The organism is Selenomonas sp. oral taxon 126 (assembly GCF_001683335.1).
GTDB lineage: Bacteria > Bacillota > Negativicutes > Selenomonadales > Selenomonadaceae > Centipeda.
Window position 1 is genome coordinate 61,785 of record NZ_CP016201.1, and the last position, 18,347, is coordinate 80,131.

At 58.3% G+C, this 18,347-nt stretch carries 20 protein-coding genes and 1 pseudogene; 10 read left to right on the top strand and 11 right to left on the bottom strand.

Annotated features, from left to right (window positions below):
- From AXF19_RS14820 to AXF19_RS00285, 5 genes and pseudogenes are all read right to left on the bottom strand, one after another.
- A pseudogene (locus AXF19_RS14820) lies at positions 1-215 on the bottom strand (ABC transporter substrate-binding protein); the annotation flags it as partial.
- Between the two features lie 59 nt (positions 216-274).
- Positions 275-1,102 (bottom strand): ABC transporter permease, encoded by an 828-nt coding sequence (locus AXF19_RS00270; RefSeq protein ID WP_066843452.1) that lies wholly within the window; start codon positions 1,100-1,102, stop codon positions 275-277.
- On the bottom strand, positions 1,099-2,046 hold the full coding sequence (locus tag AXF19_RS00275) for an ABC transporter permease (RefSeq protein WP_066843455.1): 948 nt from the start codon (positions 2,044-2,046) through the stop codon (positions 1,099-1,101). Before AXF19_RS00275 ends, AXF19_RS00270 begins: the two co-directional genes overlap by 4 nt.
- Entirely contained in the window at positions 2,043-3,506 is a 1,464-nt protein-coding gene (locus tag AXF19_RS00280) for a sucrose-6-phosphate hydrolase (RefSeq protein ID WP_066843458.1), read from the bottom strand. The genes AXF19_RS00275 and AXF19_RS00280 overlap by 4 nt, the downstream gene beginning before the upstream one ends.
- A 5-nt stretch (positions 3,507-3,511) precedes the next feature.
- Complete coding sequence (locus tag AXF19_RS00285; protein ID WP_066843467.1) at positions 3,512-5,374, bottom strand: glucose PTS transporter subunit IIA; 1,863 nt, start codon at positions 5,372-5,374, stop codon at positions 3,512-3,514.
- 199 nt (positions 5,375-5,573) lie between these two features.
- Here AXF19_RS00285 and AXF19_RS00290 point away from each other — a divergent pair, with 199 nt between their 5' ends.
- The 3 genes from AXF19_RS00290 (at position 5,574) to AXF19_RS00300 (ending at position 7,377) form a co-directional block, all read left to right on the top strand.
- Positions 5,574-5,936 (top strand): PTS glucitol/sorbitol transporter subunit IIA, encoded by a 363-nt coding sequence (locus AXF19_RS00290; RefSeq protein ID WP_066843469.1) that lies wholly within the window; start codon positions 5,574-5,576, stop codon positions 5,934-5,936.
- A gap of 125 nt (positions 5,937-6,061) precedes the next feature.
- Complete coding sequence (locus AXF19_RS00295; protein ID WP_237141635.1) at positions 6,062-6,745, top strand: flavodoxin; 684 nt, start codon at positions 6,062-6,064, stop codon at positions 6,743-6,745.
- A complete protein-coding gene (locus tag AXF19_RS00300) occupies positions 6,745-7,377 on the top strand; it encodes a DUF4405 domain-containing protein (protein ID WP_066843475.1) in 633 nt (210 codons plus the stop codon). Before AXF19_RS00295 ends, AXF19_RS00300 begins: the two co-directional genes overlap by 1 nt.
- A gap of 58 nt (positions 7,378-7,435) precedes the next feature.
- Here the strand turns inward: AXF19_RS00300 and AXF19_RS00305 are convergent, their stop codons facing one another.
- From AXF19_RS00305 to AXF19_RS00325, 5 genes are all read right to left on the bottom strand, one after another.
- Positions 7,436-8,647 carry a type II secretion system F family protein gene (locus AXF19_RS00305; RefSeq protein WP_066843478.1) on the bottom strand — a complete coding sequence of 404 codons (1,212 nt, stop codon included), beginning with the start codon at positions 8,645-8,647 and terminating at the stop codon, positions 7,436-7,438.
- Positions 8,644-9,639 carry a type IV pilus twitching motility protein PilT gene (locus AXF19_RS00310; RefSeq protein ID WP_066843480.1) on the bottom strand — a complete coding sequence of 332 codons (996 nt, stop codon included), beginning with the start codon at positions 9,637-9,639 and terminating at the stop codon, positions 8,644-8,646. Before AXF19_RS00310 ends, AXF19_RS00305 begins: the two co-directional genes overlap by 4 nt.
- A complete protein-coding gene (locus tag AXF19_RS00315; RefSeq protein ID WP_066843483.1) occupies positions 9,632-10,876 on the bottom strand; it encodes a GspE/PulE family protein in 1,245 nt (414 codons plus the stop codon). The genes AXF19_RS00310 and AXF19_RS00315 overlap by 8 nt, the downstream gene beginning before the upstream one ends.
- Positions 10,877-10,937: 61 nt before the next feature.
- The gene (truA, locus tag AXF19_RS00320; protein ID WP_066849905.1) at positions 10,938-11,696 is read right to left on the bottom strand and encodes a tRNA pseudouridine(38-40) synthase TruA; all 759 of its coding nucleotides are present in this window, start codon (positions 11,694-11,696) and stop codon (positions 10,938-10,940) included.
- A gap of 13 nt (positions 11,697-11,709) precedes the next feature.
- The gene (locus AXF19_RS00325) at positions 11,710-12,525 is read right to left on the bottom strand and encodes an energy-coupling factor transporter transmembrane component T family protein (protein WP_066849907.1); all 816 of its coding nucleotides are present in this window, start codon (positions 12,523-12,525) and stop codon (positions 11,710-11,712) included.
- 178 nt (positions 12,526-12,703) lie between these two features.
- Here AXF19_RS00325 and AXF19_RS00330 point away from each other — a divergent pair, with 178 nt between their 5' ends.
- Positions 12,704-13,927: an EAL and HDOD domain-containing protein gene (locus tag AXF19_RS00330; RefSeq protein WP_066843486.1), complete on the top strand. Its 1,224-nt coding sequence runs from the start codon at positions 12,704-12,706 to the stop codon at positions 13,925-13,927.
- Between the two features lie 66 nt (positions 13,928-13,993).
- Here AXF19_RS00330 and AXF19_RS00335 read toward each other — a convergent pair whose 3' ends face one another.
- Complete coding sequence (locus AXF19_RS00335; protein WP_066849910.1) at positions 13,994-15,013, bottom strand: HD-GYP domain-containing protein; 1,020 nt, start codon at positions 15,011-15,013, stop codon at positions 13,994-13,996.
- Between the two features lie 223 nt (positions 15,014-15,236).
- Here AXF19_RS00335 and AXF19_RS00340 point away from each other — a divergent pair, with 223 nt between their 5' ends.
- The 6 genes from AXF19_RS00340 to AXF19_RS14145 all read left to right on the top strand — a co-directional run bounded on the left by AXF19_RS00340 (position 15,237) and on the right by AXF19_RS14145 (position 18,298).
- Positions 15,237-16,040 (top strand): amino acid ABC transporter substrate-binding protein, encoded by an 804-nt coding sequence (locus AXF19_RS00340; protein ID WP_066843489.1) that lies wholly within the window; start codon positions 15,237-15,239, stop codon positions 16,038-16,040.
- A 67-nt stretch (positions 16,041-16,107) separates the two neighbouring features.
- Positions 16,108-16,752 (top strand): amino acid ABC transporter permease, encoded by a 645-nt coding sequence (locus AXF19_RS00345; RefSeq protein WP_066843491.1) that lies wholly within the window; start codon positions 16,108-16,110, stop codon positions 16,750-16,752.
- Positions 16,733-17,515, top strand: a complete 783-nt coding sequence (locus tag AXF19_RS00350) for an amino acid ABC transporter ATP-binding protein (RefSeq protein WP_066843499.1) — start codon at positions 16,733-16,735, stop codon at positions 17,513-17,515. Before AXF19_RS00345 ends, AXF19_RS00350 begins: the two co-directional genes overlap by 20 nt.
- Before the next feature lie 65 nt (positions 17,516-17,580).
- Positions 17,581-17,847: a type II toxin-antitoxin system RelB/DinJ family antitoxin gene (locus AXF19_RS00355; protein ID WP_066843502.1), complete on the top strand. Its 267-nt coding sequence runs from the start codon at positions 17,581-17,583 to the stop codon at positions 17,845-17,847.
- Positions 17,844-18,098, top strand: a complete 255-nt coding sequence (locus tag AXF19_RS13225; RefSeq protein WP_084784712.1) for a Txe/YoeB family addiction module toxin — start codon at positions 17,844-17,846, stop codon at positions 18,096-18,098. The genes AXF19_RS00355 and AXF19_RS13225 overlap by 4 nt, the downstream gene beginning before the upstream one ends.
- Positions 18,099-18,121: 23 nt before the next feature.
- Positions 18,122-18,298, top strand: a complete 177-nt coding sequence (locus AXF19_RS14145; RefSeq protein WP_157092457.1) for a hypothetical protein — start codon at positions 18,122-18,124, stop codon at positions 18,296-18,298.
- Positions 18,299-18,347 lie beyond the last annotated feature (49 nt).

An 18,347-nucleotide genomic window follows, 5' to 3' on the forward strand; every position in this document is an offset into this window, starting at 1 on the left:
TCCATCTTGTCCGAGACCGTGACAAGCGTCTCACCTGCGCCGATGCGCGTCACCGTCCAGCCGTCCCACTCGTGCGCCGGATCGACGGACTCACCGAACCAATACAGGGCAGCATTCAGATGCTTGCCCGCAGCCTCCTGTTTCTCCGAGCCGCAGCCCGCGAGAAGCCCCATCATCAGGAGCATCAGCGCCATGAGCACATACAATTTTTTCATGGATTTTCTCCTTCTTTCCCCCAAAAACTACGCTAAGATACGATTCCCTGTCATACACATCACCCCCCGGACGGATCCATTACGTCGCGCAGTATATCCCCCATATAGTTGAACAGAAAGATCGTCACAAAGATCGCCGCCCCGGGGTAAATCATGAGCTGCGGGGCGGTCTGCAAATAGTCGCGCGCTCCCATGAGCATCGTTCCCCACTCCGGATAGGGCAGAGGCACGCCGATGCCAATGAGAGAAAGTCCCGCAACCGTGAGCAGAATCTCTCCGATATTTTGAAAAATGAGCACCAAGAGGCGCGGCAGAACATTCGGCAGGAGGTAGGAGGACAGTGCGCCCCAAAGCCCTGCCCCACTGAACACCGCATACCGTGCATAGGGTTTCTCCCGCTCGGACTGCACGAGTGTGCGTGCAACGCGGGCATACTCCGCCCAATGCGTGAACGAGAGTGCGAGAATGAGATGCGGAATGCTCGGACCGAGCACGCCAATCAGAGCGATGGAGACGACGAGCGACGGCATTCCCAGAAAGAAGTCCAGCAGGGCCGTCATGACGCGATCCGACGTTCCCCGCAGGAATCCTGCAACCATCCCGACAGCAATGCCAAAAAAAGCTGTGATTGCGACAATGAGCAACGTGACCGACAGGCTGATCTGCCCGCCGTACAGGATGCGCGAAAGAATATCGCGCCCGAGCTGATCCGTTCCAAAGAAATGTACTGCCGTATTGCCCGTCAGACGCATCGTCAGATCCTGTTCATAGGGATCGTAGGGAGCGATATAGGGTGCAAGCACTGCGAGCAGTGCCCACACGATGAGCAGTATGCCGATGATACAGAAATCCCGACGGCGCAGCAGCCTGCCCCACAGATAACTCATAGCTGACGCGCCCCCCCTTCCTGCATGCGGCGCGGATCCAAACGGAGACAGATGAGATCGGCGATGAAATTCATCACCACAAAAATCCCCGTCCCCCACAGGATATACGCCTGCATCAGCTGATAGTCCTGCGCGAGGATTGCCGTCGTCATCAGCTGCCCCATGCCGCGCCATCCAAAAATCGTCTCGATGACGGCAGAGCCGCCGAGAATATTCCCGAGCGTAAGTCCGAGCATCGGGACCAGCCCCGTCAGTGCATTCGGCATGATATAACGCCATAGGACAACATGAGCCGGCAGTCCGAGCGCATGCGCCCCAATCACATAGTTTTTCCCATGCTCCTCGAGCAGAGCATTGCGAAGGCGACGAATATAAAGCCCCGCAATCCAGATGGCGAGAGCCGCAGCCGGCAGGATCATCCCGCGCAGGCCATCCGTCGCCGTCACAGGAACGAGACGAAGATGAACGGAGAACAGCAAAATCAGCAAAAGGCCGACCCAGAAGGTCGGCAGAGAGATTCCTAGAAATGACAGGATGCGCGCGGCATGGTCGATCCATGTCCCATGCCGATAAAAGGCAAGCAGACCGAGCGGAATTGCAGCCACTGCAGCAAACAGAACAGAGAGTCCCGCAAGCGCAAGCGTCCGTGGCAGTGCCTCACGCACCAATTCCGCAACGGGAACGCCATAGGCGATGGAGTAGCCGAGATCGCCGGACAGTATCCCGCACAGCCAGTGCGCATATTGAACGATCAGCGGCTGATCCAGTCCCAGCTCCGCACGAAACTCCGCGACAAGCTGCGGGTCGGCGGGAACGCCCATCATGACAAAGTGAAGCGCGACAGGGTCGACGGGCGAGAGCTGCATGAGCACGAATGTCCCGCCGGTCATGGCAAGCAGCACGACCAACATACTGACAAACCGCCGTAAGATGATGCCGCTCATACCGTGCCCACTGCCTCGTAGTGAAACGGCTCAAGCTCCCAGAGTACGCCCGAGAGGAGCCGCATATCGACGTCGGAGAAGACGCGCAGCGTCGGCTGAATGTTCTTCTCGGGGAAGATGGCGATGGTCGCAGACTCCTCGCCGTGCTGAAAGAATGCCTCGACGGCACCGTGATCCACATACACCCGCATGGAGAGCGTATCCTCGGCATACAGCTTGAAGACGCGTTTGCCGCGCCCGCCGAGCTTCATGCCCGTGCGGTCAATGGTCATGACCTGCTCGAGACGGTTGTAGCGGAAGACGAGCTTTTCAAGTCCAAAGACGAGTTCGACGGAGACCGTATGCGCCTCCCCCATCGTGAGATCGAGGATGAACTCCGTGAGATCGTAGAGGGTCGCGGAGAACTCGCTCTCCCCCTCCGCCTCCATCGCGCGCTCGGTCTCACGGTGGCGCAGCGCCTTCAGCTCGCGTACGGGCTCGGAGAAGATATGCCCCTGTCGCAGCGTCAGCACGCGCGGGAGCGTCAGGCTGTGCATCCAACCCTCCTCCCGCGTCGGGTAGTCCTCCTCTCGGTCGGGCATCCCCATCCAGCCGATGAGGATGTGCCGTCCCTCGTGCGTCAGGATCTGCGGTGCGTAGAAATCAAAGCCGTGATCGAGCTCCTTGAACCGCCCGTGCATCAGCATCTCCATCGCATCCATCGAGGCGTGCCCCGCGATGTAGCCCGCCTGATAGATGTTCTGGCGGTCGTAGGCACGCGCCTCCACGCCCTGCGGACAGAAGACGAGCACGTCGCTGTCACCGAACGAGAGGAGGTTCGGACACTCCCACATATAGCCGAAGTCCTTCAGCTGCGTGCGCAGCTCCCCGAGGCATTCCCAGCGGATCGGCGCCTCGCGGTAGACGAGCACGCAGCCGCGCTTCTCCTCCGTCTGTGCTCCGATGATGAGATGACGTACGCCATGCCGCTCAAAGAGATAGGGATCGCGAAAATGCGCCGTAAAACCCGGCGGCGGCCCGTCGATGATGATCTCCTCTTTTTTGACCGCGCCCGCCGCCTTCGTATAGGTTCCGAAGCGCTGCACAGAGCTGCGGTTGCCCTGCTCATCCTTTGCATTGCAGGTGTAGAGGACGCGCAGATGCCCGTCCTCCTCCGTGCCGCAGCCCGAGTAGCAGCCGTCCTTGTCGTGCTCGTCCGTCGGCCAGAGCGCGAGCTGCGGAATCTGATAGGTGCAGAAATCCCGCGTCTTCGTATGCGCCCATGATTTATTTTTATGTGCGCAGCCAAAGGGATTCCACTGGTAGAAGATGTGATATGCGCCGTTGTGGTACGTCATGCCGTTCGGATCGTTGATGAGGCCGAACGGCATTTCGAGATGAAAGCGGTTGTGCCAGCGATGCGTGAAGGGGAATCCCTCCGCAAGCCGCGCGTCGATTGCCCGCTTGTCAAAATTCTCCACAGTGCTCACTCCTCAGGACGGAAGAAGGTGAAGGTCAGACCAAATGCCACGCCAAAGCCGACCGCATTGACGAGAACGTACTCAGCAAGGTGGTCAAGATAGAGCAGCGTGCCCGGCAGCACCGTGATGCCCATGCCCGTGCCCGCAAGATGCAGGAAGCCCGCAATCGCGCCCGCGCACGCGCCGCCGACGAGACCGTAGATGAACGGCTTCATGAAGCGCAGGTTGATACCGAAGATCGCCGGCTCTGTGATGCCGAGGAACGCGGGAACTGCCGAGGAGATGTAGAGCGCACGCTTTTTCGCGTCATGCGTGCGTGCCGCCACAGCGACCGCTGCGCCGCCCTGTGCGACAATCGCGCCCGTGATGATCGCGTTGAACGGGTCGAGCCCTGTCGTGGCGAGCAGCTGTACCTCGAGCGCGTTGAATACATGGTGCACGCCGAATACGACGATGACCTGATGCACGCCGCCGACGATGAAGCCGCCGATGCCGTACGGGAGCTCCAGGAAGGCACGCACTGCGCCGAAGATGCCAATCTCAAGCGTGTGCATGATGGGTCCGATGATGAGGAGTCCCAGCAGCATCGAGACAAAGAGCGTCAGGAACGGCGTCACAATGAGGTCGATGATGTCGGGCACGAAGGTCTTGAACCACTTCTGGAGACGCGCGGCAAAGATACCGAGCACGAGTGCGGGCAGAACAGAGCCCTGATAGCCGACGACGGGAATCGGAATGCCGAGGATCTCCATCGAGAGCGGCACGGCGTCGCCCGCCGCAATCGCATAGGCGTTCGGGAGCTGCGGCGCAACGAGCATGAGGCCGAGGACGATGCCGATGACGGGCGTGCCGCCGAAGCGGTTCATCGTCGACCAGCAGACGAGCGCGGGCAGGAATGCAAACGCCGTATCTGTGAGAATCTGGCTCATGCGGACGAGGTTCTCGCTCATCTCAATGCCGAGACTCTGCGCCGCACCGCGCAGTCCCATGAAAAGACCGGTTGCAACGAGCACGGGGATGATCGGCACGAAGACATCGCCAAGCGTGCGAGAGACCTTCTGCAGTGGCGTCATCTGATCGTACGCCTCCTGCTTGCTGTTGACCGCGCCCACAAGATTCGTGCCCGCAACAAACGCATCAAAGACCTTGTCCACAAAGCCTGTGCCGAGGATGATCTGATACTGTGCGGCGGCAAAGAACTGCCCCTTTACACCGTCGATGTTCTCAATCGCCTTTTCGTCGATGAGCGATTTGTCGTTCACGATGAGGCGCAGACGCGTCGCGCAGTGCTCGGCACTGCGGACATTGCCCGCACCGCCGACATACTTCCAGATGAGCTTTGCGACGCGCTCCTCCTTCGGCAGATTCGGATCGATGTCATCGTCCGCCGGAGCTTCCGCCGCAGACTTGCTTTCCTCGGCAGGCTCATCACCGCCCGAGGAGATCTCCGCCTCGCCCAGCGCGAGCGTGATCTTGCCGTAGTCCGCCGCATTCGTCACGAGTACGGGCGTTGTCGTCTCATAGCCCTCTGCGCGGATGGCTTCGGGATCGAACTCAAGGAGCAGCTGTCCGCGCTTGACCGTATCGCCCTGCGCAACGTGTGCCGTGAAATGCTTGCCCTCGAGCTTCACCGTGTCCACACCGACGTGGATGAGGAGATCCATCCCATCCGTCGAGTGAATGCCGATGGCATGCTTCGAGCCGAAGAGCACCGTGACCTCGCCATCCACGGGCGAGACGACACGCCCCTCGGGGTCGGCAATCGCCGCACCGCGCCCCATCGCACCGCTCGCAAACGCCGGATCCGTCACCTCCGAGAGCGGGATGAGCCGCCCCCTGAGAGGGCTGTCGATACGAATGTCCTGCATAAAAGTCCCCCCTATAAAATTGTCGCTATGGAATCTCCCCATATATTTCTATAGATTCCCTTATTGAAAGTGTACTAATTTCCCTTTCGCTTGTCAATGCATCCCCACGCGAAAAGATTTTACAATAAGGAAGGCTTGTGGTAGAATAATTTTAAGGAATCGTTGGGAAATTCGGAGCATGATCCGGGGAGGCATTACCATGAGTGTAAAGTATGAAGTCACCATTACCGCCATCGGCAAGCTGGCGCGCAAATTTCTCGAGTCCAACAGCAGCGTCATCCTGCTGGATGAGGGTGCGCATCCAAACCTTGCCGAGATGGTTCTCGAGCATACGCCGAGCGAGCTGGCAGGAGAGATTGCTGTCGGCGATACGCTCACTATCGGCAAGCAGAAGTACAAGATCGTACGCGTCGGAGAGAATGCAAACGACACAATCCGCGAAAGCGGTCACTGCACCCTCATCTTTAACGCGAAGGGCTCGATGCCGGGACAAATCGAACTCGAGGGAGGCACATTGCCGCCCCTGACACAGGGTCTGAAATTCACCTTTTCAGGAAAATAATTTTTGTTTCCAAACATGAGTCAGTCACACAGCATGCAGCAATGTGACTGATTTTTTCTGTTGGATTTTTCGTATTGAATTTAGTTCTTTTTTCCTATATAATAACAAAACACGAAAGGGGTGTTATGATGAAAAAGCTCTTATCTCTCCTCTGCATCGGCCTCACATTCCTCGCTGTCGGCTGCGGGAATATGACGGGCAGCGACAGCGGCGATGAGCATGCAAACGCTGCCGTACTCGACCTCGCCCGTCCCGTCCATCCGCCCGCCGATTTTGCAGGCAAGCGCGTGCTCGTCGCATTCTTTTCGCGCGCAGGAGAGAACTTCGAAGTCGGTTACATCGAAAAGGGAAATACGCACATCATTGCGGAGCAGATTGCGGAAATCACGCGCGCCGACAAGGTGTTCGAGATTCAGACGGTCAACCCCTACCCTGCCGCCTATCAGGAGATGACAAAGATCGCAAAGGAGGAACAGGCATCATCTGCACGCCCTGCGCTCGCTGCACGTGTGGAGGACATGGACTCCTATGATATCATCTACCTCGGCTATCCGATCTGGTATCAGGATCTCCCGATGCCTGTCTACACATTCCTCGAGAGCTACGATTTCACGGGCAAGACGATCATCCCCTTCTGTACGGGCATGGGGAATGCGATGAGCGGCATGGAGGAGGATATCCCGCGCTTTGCAAAGGGTGCGCAGCTGCGAAAGGGTTTCGGCATTCAGGGAAAATTCGTACATAACAATCCCGATGAGGCAAAACTCGAGGTCGCGAACTGGCTCGCCTCGCTTGGGTATACGAACTGATGCGCGTGCTGCTCTACATCCTCATCTGGGCGGCGATCCTTTTTCTGCCAAACCGTTTGCTCACGACAGAGCCTGTCCATGAGTACCTCGGGCTCATATTCCTCCTGCTCGGCGGCATCCATCTCATCCTCGTGCGCCGCTACTTGCGCGCACTCATCACGCTGCGGCTCAGGGTTACGCCGCTCAACATCGTCAACGCCGTCATGCTCGTGCTGCTCGTCGTCGTCATTGCAACGGGCATCATGATCTCGCTCTACGCGGTTCCCGTTGTCCGTCTGCGCGGACTCACATCGATCTACGTTCACGGGACACATCTTGCCGCCGCCGTCCTCTTCTATCTCATCGTCGGCATCCACGTGGGCTTTCACTGGCACGCGATATGGAACGCGATCCTGCGCAGCTTCTCGCTGCACATCCCTGCAAGTATCTCTCGCATCTTTGATGCACTCGGCGTCCTCCTCATCATCGCAGGGCTGCACGCCTTTATCACAACGCATATCTACGAGAAAATCCTATACGAGCACCTGTCATTCGGCGGCATTGTCGGCACGTGGCAGTATCAGCTCGACCTCGCGCTGATCTTTGCCGCCTGTATGAGCTGCGCCGTCTTCTTTGAGCGGATGCGGAAATAAAAATAGTGTTGCGCCATGAAGTTACATAACTTTCATGACACAGCACTATTTTTATGCGCTACATCATCGCATCCATCGCATCAAAGATCGGCAGGAGTACCGATAGGACAACAAAGAAGATGACCGCACCAACGAGGACGATCATCAGAGGCTCGGCAAGTGCCTCAATCCGCGCAGCATACGCCCCCGCCCTGCGGCGACAATAATCTGCCGCGTGCTGCAGGAGGCGTTCCAGATCGCCCGCCGCTTCGCCCGCAGCGAGCATCCCACGCAATATGGAGGGCAGATACGGCTCACACAGGACGATCTGCGCAAATGTGCGCCCCTCGACGAGGCTCTGCTCCATCCGCGCGAGATGGTGCACAATCGCGCGGTTATCCGTCACGGAGCGCACCAAACCAACAGCGCGGTCGAGACGAATCCCGCTGCGCAGGAGGAACGCAAGCGTGCGCAGGATCATCTGCCATGCGGAGAGTTTCACAAACATACCGAGCACAGGCACGCGCAGGAGGAGCGCATCGCCATAGCGGCGCAGAGAGGGCACTCTGAGCAGCAGCGTCGCAGCGAACGCGATGCCGATAGCAACGGCAGGAACGAGATAGGGTTGCGCCGCAATGAGATCCGAAATCCCCAGCAGCATCCGCGTCGGCAGCGGCAGCTCCGTGCCAAGGTCGCGCAGGAGTGCGGCAAAGACCGGCAAGACGAACACCGTCATGACAAGCACGGAAAGCGACGTCGCCGCAAGCAGGAAAAGCGGGTAGGCGAGCGCACTGCGCAGCGATTCACGCAGGACATGAGCCTCGGTGAGAGCGGCAGCTGCCTCCTGCAGGATCGTATCAAGCCGCCCGCTCTCCTCCCCTGCGCGCACCATCCCGACCAGACTCTCGGGGAATGCTGCAGGGCGCATCTCCATCGTCTGAGAGAGCGGCATGCCTCTCGACACCTCCGCATGAAGCGCGGCGATCAGCCGTCCGTAGGAGGATCGCTCGGACACGCCCGCGCGCAGATGTGCCAGCGCCTCATGCACGGGAAGTCCCGCCTCGAGGAGCACCGCCAGTTCATGCAGGAATGCAATCCGCTCCTCTGCCGATATCCCCGCATGCACGCGCGGGACATTGGGCAGGTGAAAGCCGTTCTGCTCGCTGATCCGCAGCACAATCTTCCCCTCTGCCGCAAGGGCACGCACGGCCGCAGGCGCAGAGTCCGCCGTGATCGTGCCGCGCAGAGACATGCCACCCTCGGAACGCGCATGGTAGGAAAAGCACTTCATGCGATCATGCCCTTTGCACGCAGCTCCTTCTCTGCCATCTCCGCCGTCTGCATCCCCTGCGCCGCGCCGCTCATCATGACGGAGGGCAGCTGACTGTAGCTGCCCTGCCGCAGGATATTCCGCACAGCAGGCGTCGCACAGAGCGCCTCGAATGCCGCAATCCGCCCGCCGCCCTTCTTCGGCAGGAGGCGCTGGGCAAAGATCCCCGTCAGAACATCGGCAAACTGCGCCCGCACCGTATCGCGTGCCTCGCTGGGGAACATCCCCTCCACGCGCAGCGCCGTCTGTGCCGCGCTCCGCGTATGGAGCGTCCCGAATACCAACACGCCTGTTGCAGCCGCCATCAGCGCCGCCTCCATCGTCGCTCGGTCGCGGATCTCCCCGACGAGGAGGATATCAGGATCCTCGCGCAGGGCGCTCCGCACGGCATCGGCAAACGAGGAGAAGTCACGCCCTGCCTCGCGCTGACTCAGAAACGAGTGCACAGGAGAAAAGACGTATTCTATGGGGTCTTCGAGCGTGATGATGTGCACGCTGCGCGTCTGATTGATCGCCTCAATCAGCGCTGCAAGGGTCGTCGTCTTGCCCGCGCCCGTCGCCCCGCAGATCAGCGCGAGCCCGTCGTGCGCCTCCGACAGAGATTGCAGTGCAGGCGGCATATGGATCTCCTCGGGCGTCATGATACGCGCGGGCAAAAGGCGCAGGGCAAGCCCCACGCCTTCCTGCATGCGGTAGACATTCCCGCGAAAACGCCGCCCCGCATATGTCCATGCGAAATCGACATCGCGCACACGGACAGCTGTGCGCTGCTCCTCAGTAAGCATTTCATGAAGCAGTAACTCCATGCACGCTGCGGTCGGGAGGAACGGCTCGGCAGCAAGCACGCCGTCACGGCGCACACGCACAGGCTGCTGCGGTGCCATATGCAGATCGGACGCCTCCGATGCAATCATGCGGCGGAGAATATCCTCCCATGCCACGCTCTCATCCATAGAGTGCCCTCCCCACCTCCGCGAGCGTCGTCTTGCCCACACACGCCTTTGCTGCGCCGTCCTGCCACAGCGTCGCCATGCCATCCCCCTCTGCCGCGCGACGTAGCGTCTCCTTGTCATGTGCCGCAAGAATCGCCGCGCGCAGCCGCTCCGTGACAGGCAGCACCTCATGAATCGCCATGCGCCCGCGATAGCCGCTGCCGTGACAGTGCACACAGCCCTGCCCGCGCGTGAGCTGCATCCCCTCATGATAGAGCTCGCCCAGCTGCATTGCCTCGCGGGAATCGCGTGAAATCGCGTATTCCTCAGAGCAGTGCGGACAGACACGCCGCACGAGCCGCTGTGCAATCACGCCCGAAAGGGTCGCCGCGAGCAGATAGGGTGGAACGCCCATCTCGATCATGCGAAAGACCGCCGAGACCGTATCCTCCGTATGCAGCGTCGAAAAGAGCGCGTGCCCCGTGAGTGCAATGCGCACCGCCATCTCCGCCGTCTCGCGATCGCGAATCTCGCCGAGTAAAATCTTCTGTGCATCCTGCCTGAGCGCCGCACGCAGTCCCGCGACAAAGGTCAGCCCCGCCTCCACATTTACCTGAAACTGACTAATGCCATCGAGCCGCCGTTCCACGGGATCCTCAAGCGTCATGATGTGACAGCTCGGCTCGTTCAGCGCCGAGAGCGCGGCGTAGAGCGTCGTCGTCTTGCCCGAGTTCATCGGTCCGCAGAGGAGGAGCAGTCCCGTCGGGCGGCGGATCAGTCGCTCGAAGATCTCCTGATTGTGCGGCGTAAAGCCCAGCTCCGCACAGCTGAGGAATCGCTCCGAGGCGTCCATAATGCGCACAACCATGCGCTCTCCCCCGAGTACGGGGAGCACCGCTACGCGCATATCGATCAGCCGCTCGCCATAGCGATAACGGATCTGCCCGTCCTGCGGGCGGTTGCGCTTTGCCGTGTCGATGCCCGCCATTACCTTCAGACGCGCGACAATGACGGGAGCAAGCTCCGGCGGAAAGCGGACGGGGCGCTCCGCCAGCAGCCCATCCACACGTATGCGAATCCGCAGCCCGCCGTCCATCGGCTCGAGGTGAACATCCGTCGCCTCCTCCGCGAGTGCCATGTCGAGGATCGCATTCACAAGCGTGAGCACCGCGCTGCCGCGTGCCCCATCCTCGCGCGAGCCGTGCCGCAGCTCACGTGCCGCCTCCACGACGAGCCGCTGTGCCGCCTCCCGCTCCATGCCAATCGCCCCTTTCATCGTTACACGCGCTTCATCAACGCCGCGAACATAACACAGCCACTCACTCCGCATAGTCCACACTGACGAGATAGAGCCCGCAGGCGGGCGCCGTCGGGCTCGCAAGCCGCCGATCCCGCGCGGCAAAGATCTCGGCAAAGCGCTCCACCGAGATGCGCCCAAGCCCCACACTCACCACCGTGCTCATGATATTGCGCACCATGTGATAGAGGAAGCCGTTGCCGTGGAGATAGCACGAGAGCCGCCCCGCCCCCTCCTCCGTCAGGCGTATCTCATCGAGCGTGCGCACGGGCGACATTGGTGCGCCGCCCGCCGCACGAAAGGACGAATAGTCATGTGTCCCGACGAGCAGCGCAAGCGCCGCGCGCATCGCCTCCACATCGAGCGGCTGAAAAATCTGCCACGCATAATTGCGCATGAACGGGTCAGGTACTGTGCACTGCGCGAGCCGATAGACATACGCCTTGCCCGTCGCAGAGTGGCGCGCACTGAAATCCCGCGCCGCCTCCCACGCCTCCGTGACGACAATGTCGGGCGGCAGGAGTCCGTTCACCGCACGCGGCAGCCGCTCCACAGGAATGCGCCCATCCGTAAAAAAGTTCACCACCTGCCCGTAGGCATGCACGCCCGCATCCGTCCGCCCTGCGGCAGCGAGTTCCACCTCCTCCGCACAGACCTTCCTAAGCGCGCATTCGAGCACATTCTGCACAGCGACGACGGGCGGCATCTGCCGCTGAAAGCCGTGGTAGTTTGTCCCGTCATAGGCGACCTTCAGCGCGATATTGCGCGCACGCGCCTTCATCCGTTCCACGTTCTCAGGGCGCAATGCTCAGCCCTCCGAGACTCAGGGCACAGATCCCCGCCGCACCGGCAAAGAAAATGGCAATCGCCAGATAGTCGAGCCGTCCCGTACGCAGCTCCTTCATCTGCGTACGCCCCTCGCCGCCGCGATAGCAACGCGCCTCCATCGCAAGCGCGAGCTCATCCGCACGGCGGAATGCCGAGAGGAAGAGCGGCACGAGCACAGGCACGACGGCCTTGAGGCGCTGCACAATATTCCCACGCTCAAAATCCGCACCGCGCGCCTTCTGCGCCTTCATAATGCGATCCAGCTCCTCGAGCAGCGTCGGCACGAAGCGCAGGGCAATCGTCATCATCATCGCGAGCTCGTGCACCGGCACATGGATGCGGCGCAGCGGCGAGAGCAGCGCCTCCAATCCGTCCGTCAGGCGCAGCGGACTCGTCGTCAGCGTGAGCAGCGTGCTGAGCAGGATGAGCAACACGAGGCGCAGACCGATGTACGCGCCGCGTGCAACGCCCTCCCATGTCGCCGCAAACGGGCCAATCCGAAACAGCTCCGCGCCCGGCGTCATAAAGAGATGCACGCCGAACGTAAAGAGCACAATCCAGAGGATCGGGCGAATGGAGCGCAGCTGCATCCCGAGCGGCACCTTGGAAAACACCATCAGAAGCGCAACACACACGGAGAGCGCAACAAAGCCCACTACATTTTCCACAAAGAAGATGAGGAGCAAAAAGAAAAAGAGCAACACCATCTTCACACGCGGATCCATGCGGTGCAGAAAGGAGTCCCCGGGCAAATAGCGTCCAATTTGAATATCATTAAGCACGAACAATCACTTCCAACTTTGTTTTTTTCATTATAACATTATAGCGCCCCTTTTTCATTTCTTTTTCTTAGAATCTATGCTATACTACCTCCATATCTACGATACTACAATAATACCTTTCGAATCATCTATTCCGGAAGAGACAATGATAAAACTAATATAATGGAGGCGTAATTATATGGAAGAAGCATTTATCGGGCGACAGGCCATATTAGATCAGCAAAAGAAAGTATATGCGTACGAAATCCTCTTTCGCAGCGGTCTCAAAAATGCCTTTGACCCCAACCTCGACGGCAACATTGCAACGCAAAGCGTCATGGTCAACGCCATGCTTGACTTCGGCATGAACAAGCTCGTCTCGGACAAGCGCGCATTCATCAACTTCACGGAGCAGAACCTCCTGACCCGCGCGCCGAAACTCCTCCCGTCGGAAAACGTCGTTGTGGAGATTCTTGAGACTGTGCAGCCCACGCCCGAGATCTTGGCGGTCGTACAGGAGCTGAAAGAGGCGGGCTACAAGATCGCCCTCGACGACTTTGTCCTCCTGCCCGGCTATGAACCGCTCATCGAGATGGCGGACATCATCAAGGTCGACTTCCGCATCACAGCGGATCCCGAAGAGCGCAAAAGCATGCGCGAGATTTTGCCGAAGCATGTCCGTCTGCTGGCAGAGAAAATCGAGACCGAGGAGGAATTCCAGCAGGCGCTCGAATACGGCTACGTCCTCTTTCAGGGATATTTCTTCTGCAAGCCCGCAGTCCTGCATCAGAAGCGCCTCACGAGCAACGCACTTTCGAAGATACGTCTCCTGCGGGAGGTCAACCGACAGAACGTCGACTTCTCCGCCATCACCGGCGTCATCTCCTCGGATACGAATCTCGTTCACAAGCTGCTCACCTACATCAACTCCGCAGGCATCGGGCTCACGAATCATGTATCCAACCTCAAGCAGGCGACCGTCCTCCTTGGCACGAGCGGCGTACTCCGCTGGGTGACACTCGTCAGCCTCCAGACCTTCTCCGAAGACAAGCCGCCCGAGCTCTTCACCCTCTCACTTCTGCGTGCAAAGTTCTGCGAACTCATCGCGCAGAGTCTCAAGCGCCCCGGACTTACGCCGGACACGGGCTTCCTGCTCGGTATGTTCTCGCTGCTTGATGTGCTGCTCAGCCTCCCCATGGAGGATGTCCTCAAGGAAGTTGCTCTCGCAGACGATATCAATGCGGCACTCCTCGGCGAGGACAACGATCTGCGTCGCCTCCTCGACCTCGTTGTCGCCTATGAAAAAGGCGATTGGGATGCGGTCATCACGTGCAGCGACCGCCTAAACCTTCCTGCTGACCAGCTGAAACCGACCTATGATAATGTGCTTGAGTGGTACAACGTACTTCAAAGCATCAGCTGATACCGTCTGATGCCATCGAAAAAGCCCATCGGAGCGATCCGATGGGCTTTTTGCGTGGCATGCAGATTATTTTGGGTTGTACTCGATGATCGTGATCTTCTTGTTCTCGTTGAGGTCGATCACCTCGTCCTCCGAGATCGTGACGATTGGGAGCGGCACAACACCGTGCGGATACGCCGTGATCGTGCCCTCGCGATGATTGCTGAGGAGCACGCGCGAACCGAGGAATGCATTCTTGATATTCATCAGCACAGGGATGCAGACCTGCGGATCGAGCGCCGTATACATCTGGCGCGCGATCTCCGACACTGCATCGAACGGCGTGCGGCGTGGATAGCCCTCGCGCTCAACCGTGATATTATCATAGAGATCTGCAACAGCAATGATGCGGGCATAGAGGTGGATATCCTCGCCGGCGATATTGAACGGGAAGCCGCTCCCATCCATCCGCTCGTGATGCTGCAGCGCGGCAAGGCGCACGCCCTCGGTCAATCCCGCGACATTTCTGAGGATCTGCGCCCCATCCACAGTGTGCTGGATATAGCGCTCATAATCCTCGCCCGTGAGCGTATCAATATTCTTTTCGAGCAGGCGCTGATCGAACCTCGACTTGCCGACATCGTGCAGGAAGCCCGCGAGAACGATATCCTTTGCCGTCTCACGATCCAGCTTCATCCACTTCGCAATAACGCCCGAGAGAATCGACACGCGCAGCGAGTGGTTGTAGATGTCGCTCGCCAGATGATTGACCTCGTTCAGATAGTCAATCGTCCCGCTACGGCGTGAGAGCGGCAGGAGATCTGTCTGCACCATCTCGTTCGTCTCGGTAACGGGCACATTCCCCGTCTTCTTCGTCTCCTCAAAGATGGATTTCGCCGTCCCGACCACATTCTCATACTGCTTGATAAAGAGATTGCTACGCGAGAAGATCGGCGACCGGTCCTCCTTCAGCTCCGTCTCATCCTTAATGTAGACAACAGGAATCTTCAAGAACCTTAGGCGCGTGATATGCGCCGCCGTCAGCTCCGTATTCTCCGATACAACAACCACACGTTTGGCATTGACGATCGTTCGCGCAAGTATCATTCCATTTTCAAGATCGTCCACGGATATTGCACGCAAGGTAAGCCCTCCCTCGATTTTCCTCTTCATTACGTACGAAACTATTGCACCTATAAATATTTCGCCCTTTATGAAAAAAACCCTGCCTGTCCAAAATAAAACTTGACTTTATTTTAATCTATGACGTATAATAACCTACGTCAACACTTTATCTCACTAAAGCAACAAATTAAGGAGAGATGCGGAGATGAACTGGAAAAATATATTTACGGGCGCGGCGGTCTTTGCGCTGTCGGCAGCCCTCCTCACGGGCTGCGGCAGTGAAAAGGCACCTTCGACGGACAATGCGGCAGAGATGGGCAAGATCGTGGTCGGACTCGACGACAACTTCCCACCGATGGGCTTCAAGAACGAGAAGAACGAGATCGTCGGCTTCGATGTCGACCTCGCAAAGGAGGCGGCGAAGCGTCTCGGACGCGAGGTAGAGTTCAAGGCGATCGACTGGTCGAGCAAGGAGGCGGAGCTCAAGAGTGGCCGCGTCCAGATTCTCTGGAACGGTCTCGACATCACCGAGAAGCGTAAGGAGAATATGCTCTTCTCGAATCCCTACATGGACAACCGTCAGATCATCTTCGTAAAGAAGGGCAACACCGCCGTCACGGATGAGAAGAGCCTCGCAGGCAAGACAGTCGGCACGCAGAGCGCCGGCACCGCCGAGGAGTACATCGACGCAACGGACTTCTACAAGAACGAGGTCAAGGAGGTCAAGAAGTACCCCGACTATGTTGCGGCGTTCATGGATCTCGAGAACGGTCGTCTGGATGCCGTCATCGGCGATGAGATCGTCGGCCGCTACTACATGAGCAAGCACCCCGAGGAGATCGAGGCGCTCGACGTTGTGGTCGGCCCCACGAGCGAGTTCGGCATTGCATTCGCCAAGGACAACACTGCCCTGCGCGATGAGGTTCAGAAAGTCCTCGACGAGATGAAGAAGGACGGCACGATGGCAAAGATCTCGACCGAGTGGTTCACGAAGGACATCACGAAATAAAAATAAGGTAGAAGGGGCTGCCGCTCCGCGCGGCAGTCTCTTTTTGCCTGCAAGGATGAAATAATTGATGGATAAGATACTGGATACAACACTTCTGATGCTCGAGGGGTCAACCGTCACCCTCGAGATTTTCTGCGTCACGCTCGCCCTCTCCCTCCCGCTCGGGCTCTTTGCCGCGCTCGGGAGGCTTTCGCGTTTCCGCCTGCTGAGTCGGCTGCTTGAGATCTACATCTGGATCATGCGCGGCACGCCGCTGATGTTGCAGCTCCTCTTTGTGTACTTCGCGCTGCCGATGGTCGGCATCATGCTGCCCGACATTGCAGCGGCACTCCTCGCATTCGTCCTCAATTACGCCGCCTACTTCGCGGAGATCTTCCGCTCCGGCATACAGGCAGTCCCGCGCGGGCAGTTCGAGGCGGCGCGCGTCCTCGGCATGAGCGCCCCGCTCACCATGCGGCGCATCGTCCTGCCGCAGGTGCTGCGCATCACCCTGCCGCCCGTCAGCAACGAGACCATCAACCTCGTCAAGGACACCTCCCTCGTCTACATCCTCGCCATGAACGACCTCCTGCGCGTCGCGCGCACCATCGTTCAGCGCGAGTTCGACATGACCCCATTCCTCATTGCAGGCATCTTCTACCTCACAATGACCGCCGTGCTCACCTATGGATTCAAAAAGCTGGAGGCATACTATGGCAGATACAGCAGCTAACGAGACGATGCTCTCCATGCGCGGCATTCATAAATCCTTCGGTGAGCTCGGTGTCCTGCGCGGCATCGACCTCAGCCTCACGCGCGGCGAGGTACTTGCCATCATCGGCTCCTCGGGGTCGGGCAAATCCACACTCCTGCGCTGCATCAACAAACTCGAGACGATTGATCGCGGCACGATCACGATCAACGGGGAAACGCTCTGCGAGACGAAGGAAGGAGAACGGGCGGCGACATATGCGAGCAATGCCGACGTGCGTCGCATCCTCATGTCCACGGGCATGGTCTTTCAGCAGTTCAACCTCTTCCCCCATATGACCGTCATTGAGAACCTGATCGAAGCGCCCTGTCACGTCAAGGGACAACGCAAAGAGGAGATCCTGCCCTATGCGCGCGAACTGCTGGCAAAGGTCGGACTCTCCGACCGCGAGAACTACTATCCGAGCCAGCTCTCGGGTGGGCAGCAGCAGCGCGTCGCCATCGCGCGCGCCCTTGCCATGAAGCCCGACATCATGCTCTTTGACGAGCCGACCTCCGCCCTCGACCCCGAGCTCACGGGCGAGGTGCTGCGCACCATGCGTGCACTTGCCGCCGAACGCATGACCATGATTGTCGTCACGCACGAAATGGCATTCGCACGCGAGGCAGCCACCAACGTCATCTTTATGGAGAACGGCGTCATCGTCGAGCAGGGAGAGCCGCAGACATTTTTCTCTGCGCCGAAGGAGGAGAGGACACGGGAGTTCTTGCGGAATATGCTATAATCGTATTTATTTCATCTTTACATTGTCTTTCTCCCATGTTAGACTCTATACAAGAGGTGATGAAAATGCCACAAACATTGATCAATTTTCGTATGGATACAGACTTGAAGTGCAGCATGGAGCAAGTCTGCCGTGATCTTGGCATGAATATGACAACGGCATTTACCATCTTTGCAAAAAAGATGAGTCGTGAGCGGCGCATCCCTTTCGATGTTTCCGTTGATCCGTTCTACTCTCCTGCCAACATTGCATACCTCGAAGGTATTGTGGCCGATATGAAAAGCGGCAAGGCAAAATTTGAAGAGCATGACCTCATCGAGGTTGACGAATGAAACTTCTATGGGAAGAACGTGCATGGGCAGACTATCTCTATTGGCAGGGACAAGATCGCAAAACCTTGAAGCGAATTAATGACCTCTTAAAAGATGTGCAGCGACACGCATTCGAGGGAATTGGAAAACCCGAACCACTCCGCGAAAAGCTCTCCGGCTGTTGGAGCCGCCGCATAGACGAAACAAATCGGCTCGTCTATCGTATACAGGATGGCAGTTTGTATATTCTCGCGTGCAGAGGACACTATTGAGCATAAGAGAAAGCGAGGAAATCATGTCCGCACAGATTATCGACCTGAACCGCATCAAAGAACTTGAGGTTGACGAGCTCATCGACATCTTCAACGAGATGATCGAAGAAGCGCCCGCACAGGGAATGCCCGAGGTCGCTGCAATGGCGCAGGAGGTCAAAAAGGATATTCTAAAGATCGTCATAAAAGGGGAATCGTAGAACAGCGTTGTAGATTTGTGATATAATATATAAATATACTCCATTTGGA

Coding starts and splice junctions, on each gene's coding strand:
- AXF19_RS00355 (WP_066843502.1), top strand. CDS start 17,581: ATGCCACAAACATTGATCAATTTTCGTATGGATACAGACTTGAAGTGC.
- AXF19_RS00300 (WP_066843475.1), top strand. CDS start 6,745: ATGCGCGTGCTGCTCTACATCCTCATCTGGGCGGCGATCCTTTTTCTG.
- AXF19_RS13225 (WP_084784712.1), top strand. CDS start 17,844: ATGAAACTTCTATGGGAAGAACGTGCATGGGCAGACTATCTCTATTGG.
- AXF19_RS00340 (WP_066843489.1), top strand. CDS start 15,237: ATGAACTGGAAAAATATATTTACGGGCGCGGCGGTCTTTGCGCTGTCG.
- AXF19_RS00290 (WP_066843469.1), top strand. CDS start 5,574: ATGAGTGTAAAGTATGAAGTCACCATTACCGCCATCGGCAAGCTGGCG.
- AXF19_RS00310 (WP_066843480.1), bottom strand. CDS start 9,639: ATGGATGAGAGCGTGGCATGGGAGGATATTCTCCGCCGCATGATTGCA.
- AXF19_RS00350 (WP_066843499.1), top strand. CDS start 16,733: ATGGCAGATACAGCAGCTAACGAGACGATGCTCTCCATGCGCGGCATT.
- AXF19_RS14145 (WP_157092457.1), top strand. CDS start 18,122: ATGTCCGCACAGATTATCGACCTGAACCGCATCAAAGAACTTGAGGTT.
- AXF19_RS00330 (WP_066843486.1), top strand. CDS start 12,704: ATGGAAGAAGCATTTATCGGGCGACAGGCCATATTAGATCAGCAAAAG.
- AXF19_RS00295 (WP_237141635.1), top strand. CDS start 6,062: ATGATGAAAAAGCTCTTATCTCTCCTCTGCATCGGCCTCACATTCCTC.
- AXF19_RS00305 (WP_066843478.1), bottom strand. CDS start 8,647: ATGAAGTGCTTTTCCTACCATGCGCGTTCCGAGGGTGGCATGTCTCTG.
- AXF19_RS00315 (WP_066843483.1), bottom strand. CDS start 10,876: ATGGAGCGGGAGGCGGCACAGCGGCTCGTCGTGGAGGCGGCACGTGAG.
- AXF19_RS00345 (WP_066843491.1), top strand. CDS start 16,108: ATGGATAAGATACTGGATACAACACTTCTGATGCTCGAGGGGTCAACC.
- AXF19_RS00285 (WP_066843467.1), bottom strand. CDS start 5,374: ATGCAGGACATTCGTATCGACAGCCCTCTCAGGGGGCGGCTCATCCCG.
- truA (WP_066849905.1), bottom strand. CDS start 11,696: ATGAAGGCGCGTGCGCGCAATATCGCGCTGAAGGTCGCCTATGACGGG.
- AXF19_RS00275 (WP_066843455.1), bottom strand. CDS start 2,046: ATGAGCGGCATCATCTTACGGCGGTTTGTCAGTATGTTGGTCGTGCTG.
- AXF19_RS00270 (WP_066843452.1), bottom strand. CDS start 1,102: ATGAGTTATCTGTGGGGCAGGCTGCTGCGCCGTCGGGATTTCTGTATC.
- AXF19_RS00335 (WP_066849910.1), bottom strand. CDS start 15,013: ATGATACTTGCGCGAACGATCGTCAATGCCAAACGTGTGGTTGTTGTA.